This is a genomic window from Nostoc sp. (genome assembly GCF_036917355.1).
Taxonomy (GTDB): Bacteria; Cyanobacteriota; Cyanobacteriia; order Cyanobacteriales; family Nostocaceae; genus Nostoc.
Window position 1 is genome coordinate 91007 of sequence record NZ_JBALDP010000056.1, and the last position, 21923, is coordinate 112929.

Annotated in this window: 21 protein-coding genes; 9 read left to right on the forward strand and 12 right to left on the reverse strand. The window is 41.6% G+C overall.

The window, feature by feature from the left end:
- Positions 1 to 41: 41 nt before the first annotated feature.
- Complete coding sequence (crtR, locus tag V7K53_RS16265; RefSeq protein ID WP_335198538.1) at positions 42 to 1103, reverse strand: beta-carotene hydroxylase; 1062 nt, start codon at positions 1101 to 1103, stop codon at positions 42 to 44.
- Positions 1104 to 1845: 742 nt separating this feature from the next.
- Here crtR and V7K53_RS16270 point away from each other — a divergent pair.
- Complete coding sequence (locus tag V7K53_RS16270; protein ID WP_335198539.1) at positions 1846 to 2268, forward strand: lysozyme inhibitor LprI family protein; 423 nt, start codon at positions 1846 to 1848, stop codon at positions 2266 to 2268.
- 241 nt (positions 2269 to 2509) lie between these two features.
- On the opposite strand, the gene V7K53_RS16275 is transcribed toward V7K53_RS16270, so the two are convergent.
- The 5 genes from V7K53_RS16275 to V7K53_RS16295 form a co-directional block, all read right to left on the reverse strand.
- Positions 2510 to 3217: an actin-binding WH2 domain-containing protein gene (locus tag V7K53_RS16275; RefSeq protein ID WP_335198540.1), complete on the reverse strand. Its 708-nt coding sequence runs from the start codon at positions 3215 to 3217 to the stop codon at positions 2510 to 2512.
- A gap of 43 nt (positions 3218 to 3260) precedes the next feature.
- Positions 3261 to 3965: an actin-binding WH2 domain-containing protein gene (locus V7K53_RS16280; RefSeq protein WP_322675335.1), complete on the reverse strand. Its 705-nt coding sequence runs from the start codon at positions 3963 to 3965 to the stop codon at positions 3261 to 3263.
- A gap of 23 nt (positions 3966 to 3988) precedes the next feature.
- Positions 3989 to 5536 (reverse strand): FAD-binding oxidoreductase, encoded by a 1548-nt coding sequence (locus V7K53_RS16285; protein ID WP_335198541.1) that lies wholly within the window; start codon positions 5534 to 5536, stop codon positions 3989 to 3991.
- Between the two features lie 58 nt (positions 5537 to 5594).
- On the reverse strand, positions 5595 to 7622 hold the full coding sequence (locus V7K53_RS16290) for a pentapeptide repeat-containing protein (protein ID WP_335198542.1): 2028 nt from the start codon (positions 7620 to 7622) through the stop codon (positions 5595 to 5597).
- Positions 7623 to 7697: 75 nt separating this feature from the next.
- Complete coding sequence (locus tag V7K53_RS16295) at positions 7698 to 7943, reverse strand: hypothetical protein (RefSeq protein WP_335198543.1); 246 nt, start codon at positions 7941 to 7943, stop codon at positions 7698 to 7700.
- A 964-nt stretch (positions 7944 to 8907) separates the two neighbouring features.
- Here V7K53_RS16295 and V7K53_RS16300 point away from each other — a divergent pair.
- From V7K53_RS16300 to V7K53_RS16310, 3 genes are all read left to right on the forward strand, one after another.
- Positions 8908 to 12048, forward strand: a complete 3141-nt coding sequence (locus V7K53_RS16300; protein ID WP_335198544.1) for a response regulator — start codon at positions 8908 to 8910, stop codon at positions 12046 to 12048.
- Positions 12020 to 12406: a response regulator gene (locus V7K53_RS16305; protein WP_335198545.1), complete on the forward strand. Its 387-nt coding sequence runs from the start codon at positions 12020 to 12022 to the stop codon at positions 12404 to 12406. Before V7K53_RS16300 ends, V7K53_RS16305 begins: the two co-directional genes overlap by 29 nt.
- 547 nt (positions 12407 to 12953) lie before the next feature.
- Positions 12954 to 13712 carry a sterol desaturase family protein gene (locus tag V7K53_RS16310; protein ID WP_335198546.1) on the forward strand — a complete coding sequence of 253 codons (759 nt, stop codon included), beginning with the start codon at positions 12954 to 12956 and terminating at the stop codon, positions 13710 to 13712.
- Between the two features lie 100 nt (positions 13713 to 13812).
- Here the strand turns inward: V7K53_RS16310 and V7K53_RS16315 are convergent, their stop codons facing one another.
- Positions 13813 to 14169, reverse strand: a complete 357-nt coding sequence (locus tag V7K53_RS16315; protein ID WP_335198547.1) for a hypothetical protein — start codon at positions 14167 to 14169, stop codon at positions 13813 to 13815.
- A gap of 290 nt (positions 14170 to 14459) precedes the next feature.
- Complete coding sequence (aroF, locus tag V7K53_RS16320; RefSeq protein ID WP_335198548.1) at positions 14460 to 15329, reverse strand: 3-deoxy-7-phosphoheptulonate synthase; 870 nt, start codon at positions 15327 to 15329, stop codon at positions 14460 to 14462.
- Between the two features lie 738 nt (positions 15330 to 16067).
- Here aroF and V7K53_RS16325 point away from each other — a divergent pair.
- The 5 genes from V7K53_RS16325 to V7K53_RS16345 all read left to right on the forward strand — a co-directional run bounded on the left by V7K53_RS16325 (position 16068) and on the right by V7K53_RS16345 (position 19465).
- Complete coding sequence (locus V7K53_RS16325) at positions 16068 to 16562, forward strand: hypothetical protein (protein WP_335198549.1); 495 nt, start codon at positions 16068 to 16070, stop codon at positions 16560 to 16562.
- 214 nt (positions 16563 to 16776) lie between these two features.
- Positions 16777 to 17424, forward strand: coding sequence for a pentapeptide repeat-containing protein (locus V7K53_RS16330; RefSeq protein ID WP_094347732.1), 648 nt, complete (start codon positions 16777 to 16779; stop codon positions 17422 to 17424).
- A 341-nt stretch (positions 17425 to 17765) separates the two neighbouring features.
- A complete protein-coding gene (locus V7K53_RS16335; protein ID WP_335198550.1) occupies positions 17766 to 18053 on the forward strand; it encodes a hypothetical protein in 288 nt (95 codons plus the stop codon).
- 34 nt (positions 18054 to 18087) lie between these two features.
- Positions 18088 to 18942 carry a DUF72 domain-containing protein gene (locus V7K53_RS16340; RefSeq protein ID WP_335198551.1) on the forward strand — a complete coding sequence of 285 codons (855 nt, stop codon included), beginning with the start codon at positions 18088 to 18090 and terminating at the stop codon, positions 18940 to 18942.
- An 82-nt stretch (positions 18943 to 19024) separates the two neighbouring features.
- Positions 19025 to 19465 carry a hypothetical protein gene (locus V7K53_RS16345; RefSeq protein ID WP_335192949.1) on the forward strand — a complete coding sequence of 147 codons (441 nt, stop codon included), beginning with the start codon at positions 19025 to 19027 and terminating at the stop codon, positions 19463 to 19465.
- A 421-nt stretch (positions 19466 to 19886) separates the two neighbouring features.
- Here the strand turns inward: V7K53_RS16345 and V7K53_RS16350 are convergent, their stop codons facing one another.
- From V7K53_RS16350 to V7K53_RS16365, 4 genes are all read right to left on the reverse strand, one after another.
- Positions 19887 to 20294, reverse strand: a complete 408-nt coding sequence (locus tag V7K53_RS16350; protein ID WP_335198552.1) for a VOC family protein — start codon at positions 20292 to 20294, stop codon at positions 19887 to 19889.
- 92 nt (positions 20295 to 20386) lie between these two features.
- The gene (locus V7K53_RS16355) at positions 20387 to 20797 is read right to left on the reverse strand and encodes a VOC family protein (RefSeq protein ID WP_335198553.1); all 411 of its coding nucleotides are present in this window, start codon (positions 20795 to 20797) and stop codon (positions 20387 to 20389) included.
- A gap of 22 nt (positions 20798 to 20819) precedes the next feature.
- Positions 20820 to 21263, reverse strand: coding sequence for a YybH family protein (locus V7K53_RS16360; RefSeq protein ID WP_335198554.1), 444 nt, complete (start codon positions 21261 to 21263; stop codon positions 20820 to 20822).
- A 35-nt stretch (positions 21264 to 21298) separates the two neighbouring features.
- A complete protein-coding gene (locus V7K53_RS16365; protein ID WP_335198555.1) occupies positions 21299 to 21658 on the reverse strand; it encodes a YciI family protein in 360 nt (119 codons plus the stop codon).
- Positions 21659 to 21923: the final 265 nt, after the last annotated feature.

The following is a 21923-nucleotide window of genomic DNA, read 5'->3' on the forward strand; positions in this document are numbered from 1 at the left end:
ACAAATGACCAATAACTAATGACTAATTCACGAGTTAATGCTTAGTTACGACTTTGGGATTCCTCTTGATTTTTAATTGTTTGATGAGAAAAGCGAATTCCTACAAAGATATCGTAAATAAACTCTAAAAAGTCTTTCTTTTGTAGTAAACCTGAAGTTTGATAACAGCCTTTTTCATCTAATAAAGGCTTCATCAGATAGTATGTAGACTGATATTTGTACCAGGGAATACAAGTCCATAAATGATGAATTAAATGGTAGTTCTGACCTAAAATCAGGATGTTAAGAATTGGGCTAGGGTATACACGAGCATTTTTCCAGCGATCGCGTTCAACAAAGGGACGATGGGGCAAATAATCAAAAAATAAGCCCAGTATTAATCCTACGATACCAGAAGGTACAACCCAAAAATTGAGAACGTACATTAAAAAATGATACTGAACTGAGATATAAACAATTGCAACAACAATTGAGCGGCTAATTAACCATTCCCATAGTTCATATTTGCGCCACAGTCGCCGTCGAAAGAAAAACACCTCGTGGGACAAGAATCGAAATGCAATCATCCACAGCGGGCCACCTGTAGAAACAAAATGATCTGGGTCATCTTTGGGATCGTTGACATGAGCGTGATGCTGCAAATGTACTCGTGTAAACACTGGGAAAACGAACCCTAGCATCAAGGCGCTACCATGCCCTAATATGGCATTAATGACTCGATTGCGGTGGGCAGATTGGTGACAAGCATCATGAATTACTGTTCCAGAACAATGCAAAGCAATAATATTAAAACTAAAACACAGCCAGTCTGGCCATTGCCAAAGCCAGTAACCACAATGAGATGAAACCAGTACTGTCACAGATGCAAAAAACAGTAGTAGTGTAGGATTGAAATCACCAGGAGGCGCTAACAATTCCTTCGGTGGAGCTTTCAACAGTTTTTCTGCTTTTGAAGTTACCGTTCTTACTTCTGTATCTACTACGTCTTTAAATATGACTTCCAAGTTGTTGCCATTTAACTTTTTATAGTCATCAACGGCTGGGTCGATGATGATTAGGCTTTTGTCCGGGATGTCAAAAAAATTAGGATCTACAGAGGTCATAATTTTCCTGGTCTTGATTCGTTGATAAAATGGGTTTGAAATCCCAAACTCAGCCAGCACAGAATAGATTTCTTGCCCCGATTAGAGAGATGAAAAGATTGAAAATTTAGCCAATACTCTTCTCTATTCAAATTAGGTATGGACTGTAAGAGATAGGGAATAGAAAAAATTTTGAATTCCTTGCTACACTACACACATAAACAAAATATTTGATTTTTCATTTCGGGAGTTGCTCCTGTTACTCATAATGCCAGCGACAACGGCATACATAGATTTTGGTTTGATATCGACATTTATCGATTTGCCCAGTCAATGTTTTTTGCGATGTGCTGAAATTGTGCTTTGTTATTGATTTTGTGAAAAACAATTTTCAACAATATAAAGAATACAGTTATTTTAACGATCAATGCAAGAGTTTTATCGGAATTTGGCGTATAATAAAAATATTTTAGACACAGATATCATACTTCTAACGAAAATATATATTTTATTTGCTTAAATAAAAATTTCATCCCTTTTTCTGGATGATGCAATAAGTATATATACTAGCGATCGCTTATCCCATTTCGATTTCGTGCAGTTGCTGTCTTCTTCTTTTAACCAAAACTCCATCGCTGGAGTGTACTGGTAGCTAGAATGAACCATGATACTTCTTTGTGGAGCATACCACTTCCTACTCTGATTCTGAGTTCGAGGCTACCAAAAATATCAAATTTCTATACTTAACAACAAAGATTTTGCTATGCGTCAATTATTACTAGTTTTTTCCAGTATACTAACCCTCAGCAGTTTAAATACTCCTGCGATGACGATAGCAGGTACAACGCCTGATTTATCTGAGATGCGCTTAGTTCAAAAGTTAAACTGCAATAATCCTCAAACTCAAGCAGCAATTAATGAATGTACGAAGTTATCTTATCAGAATGCAGATAGAAAACTGAATCAAGTTTATCAACAATTGGTACCTACACTAGAAAGGCCTAGAAAACAGAAATTGATTGCTGCACAACTAGCATGGATCAAGTTTCGAGATACCAATTGTGAGTTTGAAAGAAGCAGATATGAGGGCGGAAGTATTGCTTCTACCATTTATTTTGGTTGTTTGGAAGATACCACAAAACTGCGTACCCAACAATTACAAGAATATCTGAAAACTGACCCTTAAGCTGAAGCTGAAAGTCAGTCTATAAGAAGCTTTTACAGATTAGACTTGTTGCATGAATCTAAAGCCCTCACCTTAAGTCCCTCTCCCAAGCTTGGGAGAGGGACTTTGAAATTTGCATTTGTGTAAGAGGTATATTGAGTCAGAGACTCAATGAATGCATTCCCAGGCAGCAGCCTGGGAACGAGGAAACTTTTAACTACTAGTTGTCACTGAGAACTAGAATAATTATCTTTTTCTGAGATTAACGTAAACCTAAAATTTCGGAAATCGCCGTTACAATATCCAAATAAAAGTTGCCTTTCACTGCCCGAAACAACTCAAATTTAGAGTCAGGCGCACCAAAAAACGGTCTGAGAAACCATCCTAACTGCATACCAACAAAGGCATAAAGCAATAACCAGGATCTTAAAATAGTGGTGCGGGTTTTTTTACCAACTTCATCTTGTTGAGAAAGTAATTGCATTCCTTCATATAGGAACTTCACGCCAAATACGCCTGTAATACCAAAAATAAATACATTCAGCAGTTTAAAAAATTGATAAGAATCGGGTGTAGTGATTAGAAAAAATAGCGTAACTGGTGCCAAGCTAAATAAAAGTACGCTAATCACTGATACAGATGTAAGTAATACAACGAAATGCTGTAAAATACTGCTCCGAGAACCAAACAAAACATTAAAAAAGAACAACGTCGGGAAACAAATAATCAGCGTGATTAAATAGAATACCGGAAGCTTAATAGCACCCGATAATGCCTGTCCCCAACTGTGGGATGCACCGATAATTGCTCCATAAAGGGCAAAAAATATAGAACTAGTTACGAACAGAGAACTGATTTTATTTTGTAATCTGACTCCCAAACGAATTTCTTCTAAGAATGACTGGCGATCGCGCAGTAAATTAACCAAAACACCAAATTGTTGAATTCCGCGATTTTGCTTTTTCAGCATATTTTTTTTAGGTTGTATATTTTGTGGAATTACTAATGACTAATTAACGGAATCCAAAGAGATAGCTAAGAGATTTAATCACGCTTAAATAGAAATTACCTTCTCTTTCGCGGAATAGTTCAAAGACAGAACCAGGTGTGCCAAAAAACGGTCTGAGAGTCCATCCTAGCTGACTGCCTACGAAAGCATAAAGAAATAGCCAAAATTGTAAAATCTTTTGGCGGGTTTTACTACCTTCATCATCTTGTTCTAAAACTAAACTCGTGGCTTGATATAAAGACGAAATACCAATAAATCCAGTGATTGCAAAGATAAAGACATTTAACAGAATTAAAAATTGGTAATTATTGGTGGTAATTAAGAAAAACAGCGTGATTGGGGCAAAGCTAAATAAAAGTACGCTGGTGACTGAAACCGCAGTTAAAACTAATGCTAAATGCTGGGCAAAACTCCGTTTTGAGCCAAAAATAATGTTCGCAAAGAACAACGTCGGGATGCAAATCAAAAGTGTGATTAAATAAAGGGCTGGGAGTTTAATGGCGGAAGACAAAGCTTGCATCCAACTATGATATGCACCAATGATTCCGCCATAAGCGGCGATAAATAAGGAACTGCAAACTAGCAAAGAAATGATTTTATTTGGTAATCTCGTACCTTGGCGAATTTCCTCTAGAAATCCTTGGCGATCGCGCAGGAATCCAATCAGCACTGCAAAGTATTTGATTCCTGATGATTTCCGTTCAATCATGTTATCCTCACACCGATATTATTCTAAGTTTCATCTGAGTAATCACCGCCAGAACCATACTTCCAAGCATCAATCAAACGATGCCAATAATATTGTTGTTCTTTTGGTTGATTCTTAATCCATGTTTCTAGCATTGGACTTAGCGAAAACAAGGCAGTGTATACACCTAAATTACTGTAATGTAACATCCAATCTAGCAAACTTGCCAAACCTACTTGCGGAATTATCTTGGCAACTATTCCAGGATGATATAAACCAGTTTTTAACAGTGTTTGCGTTAGTGCCGAAAATTGCACGATATCTTGTAAAAATGGTTTTAACACTGGTGTACCTAACTGTTGCATTTCCTGAAATACTGCCGAGAGTAATTGGTTAATTTGATCTGGGGCAATTTTCTGATTTACACCAACACTCATCGCCCTTTGAAATAACCAGGTAACAGTCAAACTCGGCTGATAGGGTTGCAGCAATGCTAAGGCTTTTGCAGATAATTGTTCTGTTTCTAGCGCTTCGGAAATGCCATAAGTTAAACGCTTCAGGTGACGCACCATTGCCCCAAAACCACCAAAACTCAAGGGAGATTGACTACCACTGCTATCTCCGGCTGGTAGAATGCGACTCCAAGGAGTTTTTAACGGACTTTGGCGATAGGTGGGAAAGAAACCAAATAGTGCCCGCTGAAATTTCAGTTTGCTCAACTCCACTCCCTGATATTCTGGTAAAAGACGCAGATATTCCTCAAATAAAGCTTCTAAACTCAAACGTTGAGGTTCTGCATCCATATAAGTAAACAAGTAAGTGGTTCTGCCATCCCTGGCTGGAAAAGCTTCCCAGAAATACTGGCATTGATTCTGCAAGGATGTGAATGATAATAATAAATCGCCTGAGTTATTTTCTGGAAAACCTTGAGCGCAACTTCCCACAACTAAACACAGCGCATCTGGTTTTTTGCCTTGGCGTGCTTGTTGGCTGATGGGTGAAAAATGCCCCATCGCGTCGATTAATAAGCGAGTTTTGAATTGGTTATTTACCATCACCCCATCTGGATGAACTACCGCTTCGGTAAAGGGTGTGTTTTCTAACAACTTTCCACCTGCGGCGAGAAATCGGGTTTTCAAGGTAGCGAGTAGATAAACTGGATCTACGCCGATATTCAAGACATCCTCTACCCAAACTTCTGTACCGCCAGCAAAACTAACTCGCGCTGGGTTATATTGAGTGGCGATCGCACTCTCTAATTCTTCCTCAGTTAGTAAGTTCAATTCTACAAATACATCTAATTCTTTGCGAGAAATATTCCACTCTTGTTCCCTCCCCCGCAAAATTCCCCGTTCCAGCAACGCTACCCGCAATCCCTTTACTGCCAAAGCGCAACCAATTAAAATGCCTAAAGTGCCACCGCAGATAATTACATCAAAGTCGGTATCGCCTAAAGGCTGTTGACTTTCTTTAACTAGCGTTGGTACTGGTGCAGTCTTTTCGCGCAGAGATGTTAAGATGCGATCGCCTTGGTGCAACCCTCCTAAAACATCGCCGGGTAATTGGGAAAGAATTTCTTCAGTTAAAGACATCGGGTTTAATTCCAGCAGAGTTACTAGTATTGATCGTATCTTTGCTGGAACAACGCCCTTATCCCAAACCGAATAGTTTTGCGATCGCAGGTAGTAATTTATTACCCGCTTCCACCAGAGAAGCAACAGCAGGTAAGCCTGTAAATATCCCTTTCAACATGGTGATTGCAGTTTTCGCCGTCTTTTGCTTGGTGGATTCTTGAGGATTTTTACCCGCTTCTGCCAAAGTGTTCACCTGTTCTAGCGCTTCGGCTTTGTCTTCTTCTGACAAATATGTGGATTGTACGATCGCATCTTGCAACTGCGACAATAATTCTTTGATTCCTGGTTTCTCGGCATCGGTTGCATCAGGTAACTGATTGAGGGCAATACTCACATTACCGCTAATGCTTCCTAGATTAGCAATAGAATTATTGCCAGCGATACCGCTAACATTACTGCTACCTTGAATATTGATGCCACTGATATCAGACATATTTGTATCTCCTTGAGTATAAAATTTCGGCTGCTTGAGAGCAGTATCTACCATATTTTCTAAACTAATAATGCGCTTATCTTTTTCTACCAGCAATAATTGCTGACTCTGCGATAAAGCTTTGAGTTGATTATAATCATCAAAATATTCTGCACTCAGTTGAGATTTATCGCTACCTGCGGCGGTTTTGGCTCTGAGCAAGATTTTATCATCGCCGCGTTTCTCCATTGCCACGATTTCTAACTCTGCTTCGGGATGTTTTTCAGCAAGGTTTTTGAAGGCTATGGCAACAGCGCGGGGGTCAACGCCTTGATTATGGTAAAGGTCGAGGGTGTCAAAAATTGGCTTGATAAAGTCGGCAAAATCCCCGTCTGCAAATACCTCTTGTTTATTATCAGGTTTGCGGAGGGGGTCGGGGTCTTTTTTGGTGGGTAAACGCATGAAGATATATTCACACCTTACCCCATGCAATTTGGTTGTATTTGTAATGCCCCAATCTTCGATGTATGCGCCTGTGAGTGTTGCACCTGTTAAATCTGTGCCGTCTAGTTGGGTTTGCTTCAGCTTTGCTCTTGACAAATCGGCATCTTGCAAGTTGGCTTCACTGAGATCAGCGCCAATAAAACTGGCATCTGCTAGGTTAGCTTTTTGTAAGTTGATACCCCGCAGATTTTCACGGTTAAAGTTTTTATCCTGTCCCTGTCCTGTAACTAGCAATTCGCGGATTTGTAATTTCTCAAGGTAAGTTGAGCCAGGGCGAACGCGGTCAAGCATTTTGGTTTGATGCCAACAAGTATTAGTCAGGATAGTCTTGCGGAAATCTGTACTTTTGAGCGTGGCTTTGGTGAAATCAGCGTTGGTTAAATTAGCACCACGAAAACTTGTACCTCCTGTTGCAGCAAAGTTGACAGCCAAATTACGAATCAAGGAATATTTTTCGTCTTCTTTCATGGCTCGCCTACCGATGTAGATACTAAATAATGTTCCGGCGACAGCAAAGGCTCCAGCGAGAGCGAAGGCTCCGGCAAAGGAGACGGCGAAGGAGACAGCTAAGAAGACCGCGAAAGCGAAGGCAAAGAAGACCGCGAAAGCTCCGCCCAAGGAGACGGCGAAGGCTCCGGCGAAGGTTCCGGCAAAGGAGATGGCGACGGCGACTGCTCCATCGAAGGCAAAGATGAAGGCGAAGGCTCTGGCGAAAGCGAAGGCGAAGGCGACGGTAACAGCGAAGAAGACGGAGACGGAGACGGCTCTTAAACCAGCTACTATTCCTTGGCGAATTGTGACAAAGAAAAAGACAATCAATACGAATAAAGTAGTCCAGCCTACGATCTGGTACTTTGTAAACTTGTCAAATATTGACAACACCAAGTAACCGTTGAAAGCCCATAACAATTCAGATATTCCCGACAACAGCCAGGAGACAAGAACTAGGAAAATTGCCCAGCGGCGTTGCAGTCCCCTTTGGGCATGGCTGAAGTTTGCACCTGTTAAATTAGCATTGGTGAAGTTTGCCCCTCGGATGTCGGCATAGCTAAAGTTTGCACCCGCAAGGTCTTGTCTACCTTTGAAGTTGCGTCCTCGAAGATTTTGACCGGAGAAGTCTAAAGCCATGTTCCACTTTACAGAGGTGAGCAAATTTTACTACAGCCTCACCCCTGTAAATTCAGGAATGGTTAGATATATTTGTTAGTTGAGTCTCAGAAGGTCAACATTGAGCCTTAGAAGGTCAACATCGAGCCTCAGAAGGTCAACATCGAGCCTCAGAAGGTCAACATCGAGCCTCAGAAGGTCAACATCGAGCCTCAGAAGGTCAACATCGAGCCTCAGAAGGTCAACATTGAGCCTCAGAAGGTCAACATTGAGCCTCAGAAGGTCAACATTGAGCCTCAGAAGGTCAACATTGAGCCTCAGAAGGTCAACATCGAGCTTCAAAGGTTCAATGCTGAACTATAGCTACTGATTACCACTGTTCTACTATGAGATTCTCTACATAACTAAAATGCTCGGCGTTGCACAAATGCGGGATGAATTGGCGGCTAAAAATTCTATAACAGTTTACAGGTGCGATTTCTGTTATTTTAGCGATCGATACTTTTTTACTTGTTGCGGGTCTTCATCAAGTGGATGCCAACCACCTTTGATCCAAAGACGACGAGCTTTGACAATAGAGCCTTCATTATGACGTTCATCATTGAGGTCTAAACGATTACTTGTAGCTCGTCTTACAGAAGTAATGCCAATAATTGTTAGACCATCTGCTGACCAAATAAAGTGGTCAGACTTCTTTTGCTAGCGTGGATTAAATAGAGGTAGCATCTGTTCTGTATCTGGATTAATTCCAGTGGTGAAATTGTAGCGATATCCATTGCAACGCTGACAGGAAGACAGCCCAATACTGCTCGGTTAAGTATTTTTAACTCGGCATTGGGTTTGGGGAAAAGGTTAAAGGGTAAAGGGTAAAGGGTAAAGGTTTTTTCTTTCCCCTTTCCCCTTTACCCTTTTCCCCTTAACCGACAAGTATTGGAAGACAGCCAAGTTATCAGGGTCATCATCCCCTAACTCATTCTCCCAACAGTAGGAGAAGGGGAACTGGAGCGGCTTCTTGAAAAAGTTCGGGATCTGAGCCTTCTCTGTACTAGAAAAACTTGTAAGTAAGGTAGTATAAAGCTAGTGTCTGGAAAATGCTTCTTTTCTCCATACCATCTGCTCTTTAGCAGATAGCTAGAAAATCCAATTAAAATTAATCAATATTGATATTTGTTAATGATTTTGATCTGCAAATATAAACCTTTTGGAAGATGTTTTAAAATTAAATACTGATATTATCTTAAACTTGCCAATTTAAGTTTATTAATTGTTATCTGTTATATCCATTTTAAGTTGGAAAGATTTTAACATGAAAATTTTAGTTGTCGAAGATGACGAGTTAAGTGCATATTCACTCACCACGGTTTTAACTAACCAAAACTATGCGGTTGAAGTTGCCACTGATGGAGATACTGCTTGGAATTTTATTCAAACTTACGATTATGATTTAATCCTCCTAGATGTAGTGTTGCCCAAGCTGGATGGCATTAGTCTTTGTCGTCAAATCCGGTCTAGTGGTTTGCAAATGCCAATATTGTTACTTACAGGGTGCGATAGTAGTCATGAAAAAGCGATCGGATTAGATGCAGGCGCAGATGACTACGTAGTTAAACCCTTTGATGCAGAAGAGTTAATTGCTCGTGTTCGGGCACTGTTGCGTCGTAAAGGCGTAACCTCGCAACCTGTGCTGGAATATGGTGGGTTGCGGCTAGATCCTAGTAGCTGTGAAGCAACCTATGCTGGAAATCTGCTGCCACTTACTCCCAAAGAGTATGCTCTGTTAGAACTATTCTTGCGAAATACTCGCCGAGTGTTTAGCTGCGGCATGATTTTAGAACATCTTTGGTGTTATGAAGACACTCCACAAGAAGAAGCTGTTCGCACCCATATCAAAGGGTTACGACACAAACTCAAAGCTGTAGGAGCGCCCAATGATTTGGTTGAAACAGTTTACGGTATTGGCTATCGGCTGAAATTACTGGCAGAGGAGGAGAAGGGCAGGGGGGCAGCACTTCGGCTACGCTCAGTGACCGAGGAGCAGAGGGGCACCACTTCTCTACGAGAGGCTGCACTTCGACTACGCTCAGTGACCACGCCAACGGCTACGCTCAGTGACCGAGGGGCGGAGGGGCGTGAAAAATCCTTGGTTCCCAATCTCAAATCACAACAGCAAACATTAATGGCAGTTGCGGAAATTTGGCAACGATTTCAAGGGCGGGTAGATGAGCAGGTGAGGGTTCTAGAGGAAGCGATCGCAACTTTAAATCAAAATAGTTTAAATCTCGATTTGCGATCGCTTGCAGCCAAAGAGGCGCACACCTTGGCGGGATCTTTAGGTACTTTTAGCTTGCCTCTTGGCTCAAAATTGGCACGCAATATCGAACTGTTACTGAGTTCCGATCAAACCTTGAGTCAATCTGAGATTAGCAACCTCGAAATTTGGGTAAAGTTATTGCGTCGAGAAATTGACGGAAACGAAGCTGCGGCAATATCTGCATCACCAACCCCACAGGTTTTAGAAGCAGTTACACAACCACTGCAAAATGACCTCCATGCAGAAACAAAAATATTGGTTGTGGATGACGATCCGCAAATTCAGGCATTTTTACAAATCTTACTTAGTCCTTGGGGACTAAAAGCGATCGCTCTTGAAGATCCGCGTCAGTTCTGGGAAACCTTGGAAGTAGTTACGCCAGATATGCTGATTCTGGATGTGGAATTGCCTTATACAAATGGTATAGAACTTTGCCAATTAGTACGCAACGATTCGCGCTGGTGTGAGCTACCCATTCTATTCCTCACTGTGCATAGCGATGCCGAAATGGTAAATCAAGTTTTTAGCGTTGGTGCTGATGACTTTGTAAGTAAGCCCATTGTGGGGCCAGAACTAGTAACCCGGATCGTCAATCGTTTAGAACGGATGAAATTGAGGCAGCGTGTCGTGCAGGGAGGGAGAGGGGCAGGGGGGGAGAGGAGCAGAGAAGCAGGGGGAGCAGGGGGAGCAGAAGAAGTAAATTCTCCCTTGTCTCCCTCATTCCCCTCATCTCTCAATTTACAAGCGATCAACGAACTGGAATTGCGAGTAGCAGAGCGCACTGCTGAGTTAATTCGGGTGAATCAACAGTTGCAGTCACAACTTGATGAACGTCAACGGACACAGGGAGAATTGCGGTTCTCTCAAGCCCGATTTGCACGAATTTTAGATATTGCTGATGATGCAATTATTTCCATTAACGGGTTCCAAAGCATCACTTTGTTTAATCAAGGAGCAGAGAAGATTTTCGGCTACTCGGCCCAGGAAGTGATTGGACAAGGACTTGATTTACTCTTACCGCAGCGTTTTTTTCAAGCCCATCGTCAACATGTGGTTGACTTTGGCCAATCTCCCAATGTTGCCCGTCGGATGGGAGAACGGCGTGAAATCTATGGACGCCGCAAGGATGGTACTGAATTTCCAGCGGAGGCTTCCATCTCCAAAATAGAAATGAGTGAGGAAATATTTTATACGGTTATTTTACGAGATATCACAGAGCGCAAACAAATTGAACGCATGAAAGATGAATTTGTCTCTGTTGTTAGTCATGAACTCCGCACACCTTTAACTTCGATTCACGGCTCTCTAGGAATGCTAGCCAGTGGTTTGCTACCGACAGACTCAGAGCAGGGAAAACGCCTACTGCAAATTGCGACTGATAGCAGCGAACGCCTAGTACGTTTAATCAACGACATCCTAGACATTGAGCGGATTGAGTCGGGTAAGGCGAAGATGGAACCAGAAATCTGCAACATTGTTGACTTGATCGTTCAAGCAGTAAATGTCATGCAGCCTCTGGCTGACAAAGCAGGAGTGAAAGTATCTGTTTCTGCCCTATCTGGCCAAGTATTGGCAGATTGCGATCGCATTGTCCAAACATTGACCAATCTATTGAGTAACGCCATTAAATTCTCATCTGCTGGATCCACGGTTTGGTTGGGGGCGCAACACCAAGGGAATGAAGTTTTGTTGACAGTCAAAGATACCGGACGCGGTATTCCAACAGACAAACTTGAGAGTATCTTTGAGCGCTTTCAACAAGTTGACTCTTCAGATTCACGTAACCATGATGGGACTGGTTTAGGTTTGGCAATTTGCAAGAGCATTATGCAACAACACGGCGGACGCATCTGGGCTGAAAGTGTATTAGGTGAAGGTAGCACTTTTTACATCACTCTGCCATTATTTAGGGCTTTCCAAAATACTGATTTAGAAGACTCTTCCAACATCTCCATGATTCATAATAGTTACGAGCAAACTACAAATAGCCAACAAAGTCCAGATACAGAATTTTTGAGCAACGGGCGTGTGACTACCAAGGAATTTGAACAACGGCTGATGAAGTTACTTCAGGGAATTACCCTGAACCAACAAGAGGATAGCAGTGATGACAACAAAGCAAATTCTAGTGGTTGATAACGAGCAGTATATTCAAGAAGTTGCCAAGATTTGCTTGGAAACAGTCGCAGGCTGGAAAGTAATGACTGCAAGTTCCGGTCAAGAGGGCATAATTAAAGCTGAGACTTACCAACCAGATGCAATTTTACTAGATGTGATGATGCCAGAGATGGATGGCATCACAACCTTTGAAAAGTTACAAGCCAATCCATTAACCAAAGCGATTCCAGTAATTTTGTTAACTGCTAAAATCCAGGCTTCCGATCGCCGTCGCTATAATCAGATGGGAATGATTAGTGCGATCGCTAAACCATTCAATCCTCTAGAATTAGCTACTGAAGTAGCAGTAGCGTTAGGCTGGAGTTTAGAAAAGTAGAACAAAATCCATAGCAAATTAATTTATAAAAAGTAGACATAGGGAAAAGTCAATACAGTTCAGATAAGACAAAAACACTTGTAGAGACGGCGATTTATCGCGTCTCCAAAACCCAAAATTTTTGCCATTAGCCCTTAACCCAAGCGTATTAACAGAAAAGTGATTTAAAAGTTTTTTTAGGTGTTAAAGAACACAATGGGTCAAAATAAATTCAATTGTTGTTGAAATATAGAATATAAACGAACGACTTAAAGAAATTGTAACTTGGTTCCAAAATTTAGCTATTTACTACAATTTAAATTGAGCGATAACCTTTTTTATAAATAGTCATAATTTATATTTATATCTATGCGATAAAATTAGTTTAAATTTTATTAATAAAATTTAATATATATTATCTGAACTACTTGATGCTGTAAAATAAACAGTGGATTTTGTCGATTAACAAATTAAATCTTAATTTGGTTATTTTTGGTAATGAAAACCAAAACAATTGGACATAATCAGCATTTTCATTTCACCAAATTAATATTACGGATGGGTCTAATTGACGAACCACTCATTTTGGTATTATTGCTTTTTCTTCTTCGGCATCACTCTTGCCCGATACTTTCTGATTGCTGGCGGAGCATACTTGCTCTTTTATTTAGTTTTAGGGAAGTCTCTCGCCAACAAAAGTTTGCGTTTGAAACCGTTGATGAGTTGTTCCATTAAAAAGGATATTGAATTATCAGTAATCTCCACAGTAGTTTTTGCTATTTCTGGAGCGTTTATGATCTCAGAGTATAATTTAGGAGCAACACTGTTATATGCTGACATCTGGAAATACGGACTGTGGTATTTAATAGTTAGCTTTATTGCAGTGCTAATTCTTCAGGATACTTACTTTTATTTTATCCATCGGATCTTTCACCACCCTCGAATTTTTAGATGGATGCATTATGGACACCATCGTTCAGGAGAGCCAACGCCCTGGAGTTCCTCTGCCTTCGACTTACCAGAAGCGATCGTACAAGCACTTTTTTTTGTAGGTGTAAGCTTCATAGTTCCGCTGCATTTCGTCACCTTAGTTGCCGCACTTATAACTATGACAGTATGGGCAGTGTTTACCCATCTCGGATTTGAGCTATTTCCCTCCTCATCTAAAAGTTACTGGATTGGAAGGTGGCTTATTGGTTCTATGCATCATTCCATACATCATCGCAAGTATAAAGTACACTACGGTTTGTATTTTACGTTCTGGGACAAATTGCTTGGTACTGAAGATCCTAATTATGAAAACGAAAGCCACATAAGGGAGTTTTAACTATAGCAGTCCTAAATAATTTCTGAAATATTTTTCTGTTAGCTATCATTAGTCATTTGTCCTTTGTAATCACAAATGACAAAGGACAAATGACTACTGACTATTTAATTTTTGTCGAATTCTCAAGCTTGTTTGGATTCACCCAACGGTTGACAAATTCGTTGTTATGTTTGTAAACCTTGATTTGCACTTGCTTGGAACTTAACTTGACTATTTCGGCAGGAATTCTTTGGACATCGCCAGAATCTGTGCGCGGCTTGTAAAGCCAAATCACTTTTTGCCCAACTTGAAAGTTGTTAGGATTGCTAGTTAAAGAAGGCGTGCTGTCTGCCCAAGAGGGGAAAGCAACTGCTAAGTTGATCAAAAGTACTAAGACCACTAGAGTGATTTGAAAAAGTTTCATGATCATCGCACTTGTCTTAGGCTTGATGGGGCAATCAATCTGCTGCTCTACCATTTAGTTATTGTCCTTCTTTAGATTCTCAGAGTTGAAAGATCGGTATACTAAAACTTCTTTAGACGATTTAGCAAAAGTTAAAATATCTACTGATTTCAGGATAAAACGACTTGGAGAATAAAATCAAATAGTCTTATTTGTTAAAAGGATAAGTTAGATTTATATATAGAATGAGAACAAATGGAATAGCTGAAGTAACAAGTTTATTTTACAAAAGCGATCGCTATTTATCTTTAAGCCAAAAGAAATATTTTGACTGAGACATTGAAGCGATCGCTTGAAGCTGAAATTTAAGCAGCCCAAAAAATCGGGGCAGGTTCCAAACCCGCCCCAACATTTGATATACTACGCCCAACAGCTGTTGCTACAGGCTTTAAACTAGCAACTAAATGCACCATATCTTCTAAAGAAAGTGCTTGACGGGCATCAGAAACAGATTTTTCTGGTTCTGGGTGACATTCAATAATTAATCCATCTGCACCGCAAGCGATCGCAGCCCTAGCTACAGGTGCTACCAACTCCCGTTTCCCGACAGCATGGGAAGGATCTACAATTACAGGTAAGTGAGTTATTTGCTTGAGTGCCGCCACTGCCCCTAAATCTAAGACGTTACGGGTGTAATCGTCGAAACTGCGGATACCTCTTTCGCACAACACCACATCAGGATTCCCGTGGCTAAGGATATATTCAGCAGCCATGACAAATTCTTCAATAGTCGCTGCTAAACCACGTTTGAGTAGTATTGGTTTGCCAGCTTGTCCCAAAGCTTTGAGCAAATCAAAGTTTTGCATATTGCGGCTACCAACTTGCAGCATATCAGCGTGAGCGGCGACTACTTCAATCTGGGAAATTGACATTACCTCCGTGACAACTGGCATATTGTAATGCGATCGCACCCTAGCTAAAATCTCTAATCCTGACTCTCCCATACCTTGGAAAGCGTAGGGAGATGTGCGGGGTTTGTAGACACCGCCACGCAACCCCTGTACTGATGCAGTAGATAGCCTTTGGGCGACTATCTCCATTTGTTCTAAGCTTTCAACAGTGCAGGGGCCGCCGATAATTACCAATTCTTCACCGCCGAAAGCGACTTCTTTCGAGATTTTAACGATTGTCTGGTGGTTGAGATGGGCTTGTGCAGCCAGTTTGGCATTAATCATGGTTATATTCTCCTGAAAAATTAAGTATTGGGCATTGGGATAAGAGTGTTTTCCACTCCTCAGCCTCCGATAACAACAAAAAAGCCCGAAACCAAGAGTTCCGGGCGCGTTCTGATTCATTGGCATGACGCTATTTACCCGGAATTTATTCTGGGCCAAAAGTAAAAGCCATAAAACCAACTAATGAAATAAGTCATGACAATGAAATTCTCCTTAAAAAAACAAAAACCGCAGAGTTTGCTCTGCGGTTCACCGGGCGGTTTCCATCAGGAAACTTAATTCACCCCCGGTGAACCACCTTAAACCAAAAATAAAAGTAGGAATTTGTGTTAAGCATTTGCGGGCTTTTTGCTGGAAAATTAAAAAATATACCTGTCTAATGTAAACCTAGCAGGAAGAGTCAGCTTTGTCAAGACCTGCACAAACTATAAAAAAGCGATAGACTCAGTACAACTCTGGGGATTAAGACTAATAACGCTTTGCACAATTCAAAATCACGCCCTGTTCTGATTTTACTAGTTGCTTATTTGCGTAGACGAAAAAAGCGGCTTGTGATTAGACATGACGATAGTTATATAACCTCAGAAGAAAAAGCCAGGATTGAGAAGTTAAAATATATAATTCTCCTGACTTATGATTTCATTTTGCGAAAGCTGATTGCAGGAATTGACAACCGCCATACATTATTACCCAAGTCCTCATTGACCAGATCAATTTTTTAGGATCATCAGTCTCATTATGCCCAGTTCCAAAATCTTAACCCAATCTTTCGACTATTATGGAGCTTACCCCTGCCCAGTCTGTCGAATAGGTAAGATTTCTCACATGCCATTGATGGAAGCTATGGCTTGTGACTTTTGCCAAGAGATTTTTACAGTCAACTTAGAGCAACAGCAAATCAAGATGCCTTCTAGGCAACCACCTTTAACTTGGCGTTGGAACGGGTTTAGTTGGACAGAAGGCCAGTTGGAAGGTGTGGAACTAGGTTGGGGTTATGGAATAGCAGCAGCAGTTTTTATAATTCTTCCCACCACTCTAATTGGCATAGTAGCTTACTATTTTCCTGCTAATCTGAAAGAACCCATTACCTGGATGCCATATATTTGGACGATATTAACCTTCCTATCACATTTATCAATTATTGTTTGGATTTATATTGAAGTCTATCAGATTCCAGTTGCAGCATATTTTAGAGCGATCGCTCGATGGAGAAATGGAGAGATGGGAAGATGAGAAATCAATTAAAAATTAAAAATTAAAAACTTCAGCCCCCTGCCCACTGAGCATAGCCGAAGTGCTACCCCCTCCCTCCTGCCCCTTGGTTCACTGAGCGTAGCCGAAGTGCTGCCCCCTCCCTTTCCCAAAGCCCCATAATCCATAACAAATGATGCAGCGTATAAATGACTCCATCACTCATAATTAAGTTGATTGTCCACCAAAATATCGTATGAGCGATCTGGAGCGGTACTATAGAGTTTTGGAATTAGAGCCTGGAGCAACACTTGAAGAAGTGAACCAGGCTTACAAAGATTTAGTCTTTGTTTGGCATCCCGATCGCATTCCCAAAGACAATCTCCGTTTACAGCAGAAAGCACAAGACAAGCTGAAAGCCATAAATGAAGCTCGTGAAAAGTTGCGTTCTCTAAAAACCAAACATCAAACCACACATCACTCACCGCCACCTCAACAGGAAAAACCATCTCAAACAATCCAGAAACCACCAAAGCAAAACTCAGACTTGAGTGGCAAAGACTACAGTCGAGCAAATTTGAGCAATAAAGACTTATCTGGCAGAAATCTAAGTTATGCCAATTTGAGCGGTGCTAATCTCAGCGATACCTTTATGCACAAAGTCAACCTCAGAGGTGCAAATTTATCTGAAGCAAATTTATTTCGGGCAAATCTACTTTTAGCCGATCTCAGGGAAGCGAATTTACGCGCTGCTAATTTGATTGGAGCGGATCTCAGTGGAGCCGACTTGCGAGGAGCCGACTTGACGGGAGCGCGGATTCGCTCTGGTGAGCGTCTTTTGGTTAAATTAGTTGGGACTAACTTAGCAGGGGCAATTATGCCTGATGGTTCAATTTATCAATAGACCTCTTGCAAAAGTGCTTTTTGCAAGAGGGGGAAAAGGGTAAAGGTTAAAGGGGAAGGGGACAATACAGAACCTTTTCCCCTTCCCCCTTACCCTTTTCCCGACTTATGCAAGAAGTCTAATAACTGAGGTTGCGCCATAACACCAAAACCCTCATGTAGAGACGCGATTTATCGCGTCTTAAAAAACCAATTATCCAGACTAATAACCCTTAACTGAAACGTATTGGTGCATAAATCACTCCTATACAATCCACTTGAAAACTGCTATATGCCTGTTTGCTTGCCTAAAACACTACAATGAGTACGCGATCTACTGAAAAGAGAAAGCAATATGCCTTTTTGTTTGCTGAATCTACCGAAATCAGAAAGCAATATGCCTTTTTGCTTGCTGAATCTACTGAAATCAGAAAGCAATCAAGCATTTTGAGAAAGCAATATGCCTTTTTGCTTGCTGAATCTACCGAAATGAGAAAGCAATCAAGCATTTTGAGAAAGCAATATGCCTTTTTGCTTGCTGAATCTACTGAAATGAGAAAGCAATCAAGCATTTTGATAAAAAATCTGTATTTTTTTTTTACAAGTCGGGAATCTGACCTAGCTTTATCTATCCCTACAACCTGCGTGTAAAATTGAATATGATACATCAAGGCTTTTAGGCATTGTGAACTTTTTTATCGGTTGTGCTGTTTGGGCATATAAAGGTTGGGTAGGCGAACTCTATCCCCAAGGCACTCGCACTGCCGATTTTCTGAATCTCTACAGTCGTCGCTTCACCACTGTAGAAGGTAACACTACCTTTTATGCCGTGCCTAACCAAGAAACTGTAACTCGTTGGGCTGCCGAAACACCAGCAGGTTTCGAATTTTGTCTAAAATTACCGCGAGATATTACCCATCAAGGGTTGCTAAAACCTTATATTCCAGCTGCTTTAAAATTTCTGGAGGGGATGCGCCCTTTAGGTAAGCATCTTGGCCCAATTTTTGCCCAGTTACCACCCAGTTATGCACCTGCATTACTTGACGATTTGTCCAACTTTCTGGAAGCTTGGCCGCGTACAGAAGCACCCCTAGCGGTGGAAGTTCGGCATCCCGACTGGTTCAAGGAACCCCATGCTAGTAATTTGACGGCGCTTTTAGAAAAGTTAAGTGTCGGACGAGTACTGTTAGACTCGCGCCCGATTTACACTGGAGATGATGACCCTCAGTTGCAATCGGAACGGCGAAAACCTAAATTACCATTGCAATTGAGTGTGACAGCACCTTTTACTCTGATTCGGTTTATTTCTCATCCGAATTTATCAGTGAATCAGCCATTTATGGAAGAGTGGGTAAGGCAGATTCAGCAATGGTTACAAATGGGAGTGCGAATTTATTTCTTTGTCCATTGTCCAATAGAAGCGCGATCGCCCAGCACAGCCCGTCACTTCCAACAGCTATTGGAACAGAGTGGTACACCAATTCCACCCCTACCTTGGAATAACCTTGAGCATCCCCCCAATCAACTCAGTTTATGGTGATCGTATTTAGTAGATAATTGGGGTTGTAATACTTTTCTGTTAAAGAAAATTTTTTAGAGTAGTTCCATCAAAGGAGGTTGAGATGAGTCGTCTTCTTTATGAAAATTCAGTCTCATATAAAGGATATCTCATCATTCCATTTGTTTTTGGCAAGGCGGATAATTACGAAATTTATTCGTATAAAATGCTATCTGAAATTGGGCACAAAAGCAAATTTCATAAAGCAGAAAATCCAGCAGAAATCTATGGAAGTGACGTTAGTAACATCATTGATATTGCTAAAGAGCATATCGATAAAAATTCCGAGTTTGTTCATCGGGGGGATAGTTTTAAGTCTCGCTATGTTTATCGGAACAATTTGATTATTATCTTCCAAGAAGGAGACAAATACTTTTATGACCATTACCCACCAGAGTTATTAAATAATATTGCAGCTCCAAAGTTATTCAAATCTGAATATGAATGTCTGAATTGGATTAAGCAAGGGTTTGATGGGCGACATGTGCGGCAAAGAGTGATTTGAAGAAGGTAGGAGTGATTTCAATACGGTTCGGTTAAAGGGGAAAGGGGAAAGGGGAAAGGTTTTGAATACATCCTTTCCCCTTTACCCCTTATATCGTGTCCGGTTAAAGACTTATCATTGAAACGGCAGGGGAGCAGGGGGAAAGAGTTTAAATCTCGTTTCCAGGCTCTGGGCTGGAAATGCACTTCAATTGCGGCTCTGCCGCCAGCAAGGGAGGCGGAGCCTCTAGGACAGCATTCCCAGTCTCCGACTGGGAACGAGACTGAGACAAACGAGACAATATGTAAAAACTGGTTCTAGGCTGGCTTTCACGTTAAGTTGACACCAATGCAAGGCCTTGCGCCCCTACCGCGTGGTCTGTTTATTTGAAAATAGCTGTAATTTTGGATTTTGCCTTGCAGTATTATTTAAATGTCTGCAATCAACCTTGATTTATTGCGCTTGGCTCCATGTAGATAATTTCCCAAATGTGGCCATCTAAGTCAGCAAATCCATGTCCATACATAAAACCGTGATCTTGCGGTTCATTGTAGGTTGTTCCACCAGCGGCGACAGCCTTGCGAATCATTTCATCAACTTGTTCTCGGCTATCAGAAGATAAACACACAAGCACTTCTGTGTTTTTTGTGGCATCACAAATTTCTTTGGGAGTAAACGTCTTAAACTTTTCATAGGTCAAGAGCATAACGAAAATGTTTTCGGACACAATCATACAGGTGGCAGTTTCGTCAGTAAATTGAGAATTAAACTCAAAGCCGAGTTGAGTAAAGAACTCGATCGATTGATTGAGGTTTTTAACTGGCAGATTAACAAAAATTTGAGTACTCATGGGTTCTTTTTTTGAATTATTTCACAGTCAAAGATCGGCGAAAAAGGGCTGAGGTTTTACAGGGAAGATGCCCATAAGCACCTCCCCATAAATCAAGCAGTTTTCTGGCAATTGACCATCCACGGAATACCGAATTGATCGACCAACATACCAAAGCGGACAGACCAAAAGGTTTGATTGATCGGCATCTTCACTTTTCCGTTTTCTGCCAGGATATGAAAGATGCGTTCTGCCTCCGCTGGCTCGTCAACGCTGATTTGCACGTAAAAGCCTTGGGGTGTTTCAAAATATCCAGGCGGACTGTCAGACCCCATCAAGAGGCGATCGCCCAGATCGAGGCAGACGTGCATGATTTTGTCATGCCATTCGGCAGGTATATGCTCGGCTGAGGGTGCATCTCCGTGGGTCATCATCATGACAATTTTGCCGCCAAGACAGTGTTCGTAGAACTTGAACGCTGCCTCACAGTTGCCGTTGAACATCAGATAAGGATTGAGTTTCATGGCGTTGGCTCAGTAGATTGGGCTATGGGTTGAGCGTGAATACAGCTTGAGAGGTCTCTGGATCGAATGGAACCGAGAGATGTTCGTGTAATATCTGCCATTCGCCTTGATTTTTCTGGCAGACAGCGGTGACGCGCATCCAGGTCTGCATTGCCGGATGGTCTTGGGTTCCTGTGAAGCGAAATAGCCAATGTGCAACCGCTAAGTCTTCGCTGACGGTAATCTTCAGGTCTCGTGTTTCAATCTCAAAGGTGTCGGGGAAGTAAGGCAAACATTCTTTCCACACTTGACGCCAAGCATCTTTCCCTTGGGTTTGGAAAGGAGGTTTAACATCGAAGACGATAATCTCGTTGGCATAGTGGGACATGATTTGCTCAACATCCTTGGCGCAGATAGCGCGTTGTTGCTCGGCAATTAGTTGGCGAATCTGACCTTCGTTAGTTGCGATCGCGCTTTTAGTTGTCATTGGAATTTCTCCTTTTGGGTTGAGGTTGAGTGCAGTTACAAATTTTCTGGCAAGCCTGCAACTTCAATCACAGGCCGAATTTCAACGGTGCCGATGTGCGCGCCTGGAATCCTCGCGGCGATCGCGATCGCTTCGTCGAGATTCTGAGCATTAATCAGAAAAAAACCGCCCAATTGTTCGCGAGTTTCTGCAAACGGCCCGTCAGTTATTAGTGGTTTGCCGTCGCGCACCCGAACGCTGGTTGCAGTTGCCACAGGATGGAGTGGGGCGGTTGCGAGATACTGCCCCTTCGAGTTGAGTTGTTGTGCCAGTTGCGCGGATTCTACATAACAATGTTCCCGTTCGGTTTGGCTCAGGGCATTTTCTTCCAGGTAAATCAGCAGCAAATATTTCATCGGGTTGCCTCCTTTATTTCCCGTTGTTACTTCCCTTTGTTAGTAAGTCGAACGGTGCTAACTCAAATCGACACTCCGCCAAAAATTTTTATCGTTTAGTACGATCTGGGTATACCTCCCTTGTTTCCCTTTGTTAGTAAGTCGAACGGTGCTGCCTCAAATCGACACCTCGCCAAAAATTTTTATCGTTTAGTACGATCTGGGTATACCTCCCTTGTTTCCCTTTGTTAGTAAGTCGAACGGTGCTGCCTCAAATCGACACCTC

Excerpts from the sequence above, each read along its gene's own strand:
- V7K53_RS16360 (WP_335198554.1), bottom strand. The coding sequence starts at position 21,263 with ATGACAACTAAAAGCGCGATCGCAACTAACGAAGGTCAGATTCGCCAA.
- aroF (WP_335198548.1), bottom strand. The coding sequence starts at position 15,329 with ATGATTAATGCCAAACTGGCTGCACAAGCCCATCTCAACCACCAGACA.
- V7K53_RS16280 (WP_322675335.1), bottom strand. The coding sequence starts at position 3,965 with ATGATTGAACGGAAATCATCAGGAATCAAATACTTTGCAGTGCTGATT.
- V7K53_RS16345 (WP_335192949.1), top strand. The coding sequence starts at position 19,025 with ATGAGTCGTCTTCTTTATGAAAATTCAGTCTCATATAAAGGATATCTC.
- V7K53_RS16315 (WP_335198547.1), bottom strand. The coding sequence starts at position 14,169 with ATGGTAGAGCAGCAGATTGATTGCCCCATCAAGCCTAAGACAAGTGCG.
- V7K53_RS16275 (WP_335198540.1), bottom strand. The coding sequence starts at position 3,217 with ATGCTGAAAAAGCAAAATCGCGGAATTCAACAATTTGGTGTTTTGGTT.
- V7K53_RS16365 (WP_335198555.1), bottom strand. The coding sequence starts at position 21,658 with ATGAAATATTTGCTGCTGATTTACCTGGAAGAAAATGCCCTGAGCCAA.
- V7K53_RS16305 (WP_335198545.1), top strand. The coding sequence starts at position 12,020 with ATGACAACAAAGCAAATTCTAGTGGTTGATAACGAGCAGTATATTCAA.
- V7K53_RS16270 (WP_335198539.1), top strand. The coding sequence starts at position 1,846 with ATGCGTCAATTATTACTAGTTTTTTCCAGTATACTAACCCTCAGCAGT.
- V7K53_RS16325 (WP_335198549.1), top strand. The coding sequence starts at position 16,068 with ATGCCCAGTTCCAAAATCTTAACCCAATCTTTCGACTATTATGGAGCT.
- V7K53_RS16350 (WP_335198552.1), bottom strand. The coding sequence starts at position 20,294 with ATGAGTACTCAAATTTTTGTTAATCTGCCAGTTAAAAACCTCAATCAA.
- V7K53_RS16300 (WP_335198544.1), top strand. The coding sequence starts at position 8,908 with ATGAAAATTTTAGTTGTCGAAGATGACGAGTTAAGTGCATATTCACTC.
- V7K53_RS16330 (WP_094347732.1), top strand. The coding sequence starts at position 16,777 with ATGAGCGATCTGGAGCGGTACTATAGAGTTTTGGAATTAGAGCCTGGA.
- crtR (WP_335198538.1), bottom strand. The coding sequence starts at position 1,103 with ATGACCTCTGTAGATCCTAATTTTTTTGACATCCCGGACAAAAGCCTA.
- V7K53_RS16285 (WP_335198541.1), bottom strand. The coding sequence starts at position 5,536 with ATGTCTTTAACTGAAGAAATTCTTTCCCAATTACCCGGCGATGTTTTA.
- V7K53_RS16355 (WP_335198553.1), bottom strand. The coding sequence starts at position 20,797 with ATGAAACTCAATCCTTATCTGATGTTCAACGGCAACTGTGAGGCAGCG.
- V7K53_RS16290 (WP_335198542.1), bottom strand. The coding sequence starts at position 7,622 with ATGGCTTTAGACTTCTCCGGTCAAAATCTTCGAGGACGCAACTTCAAA.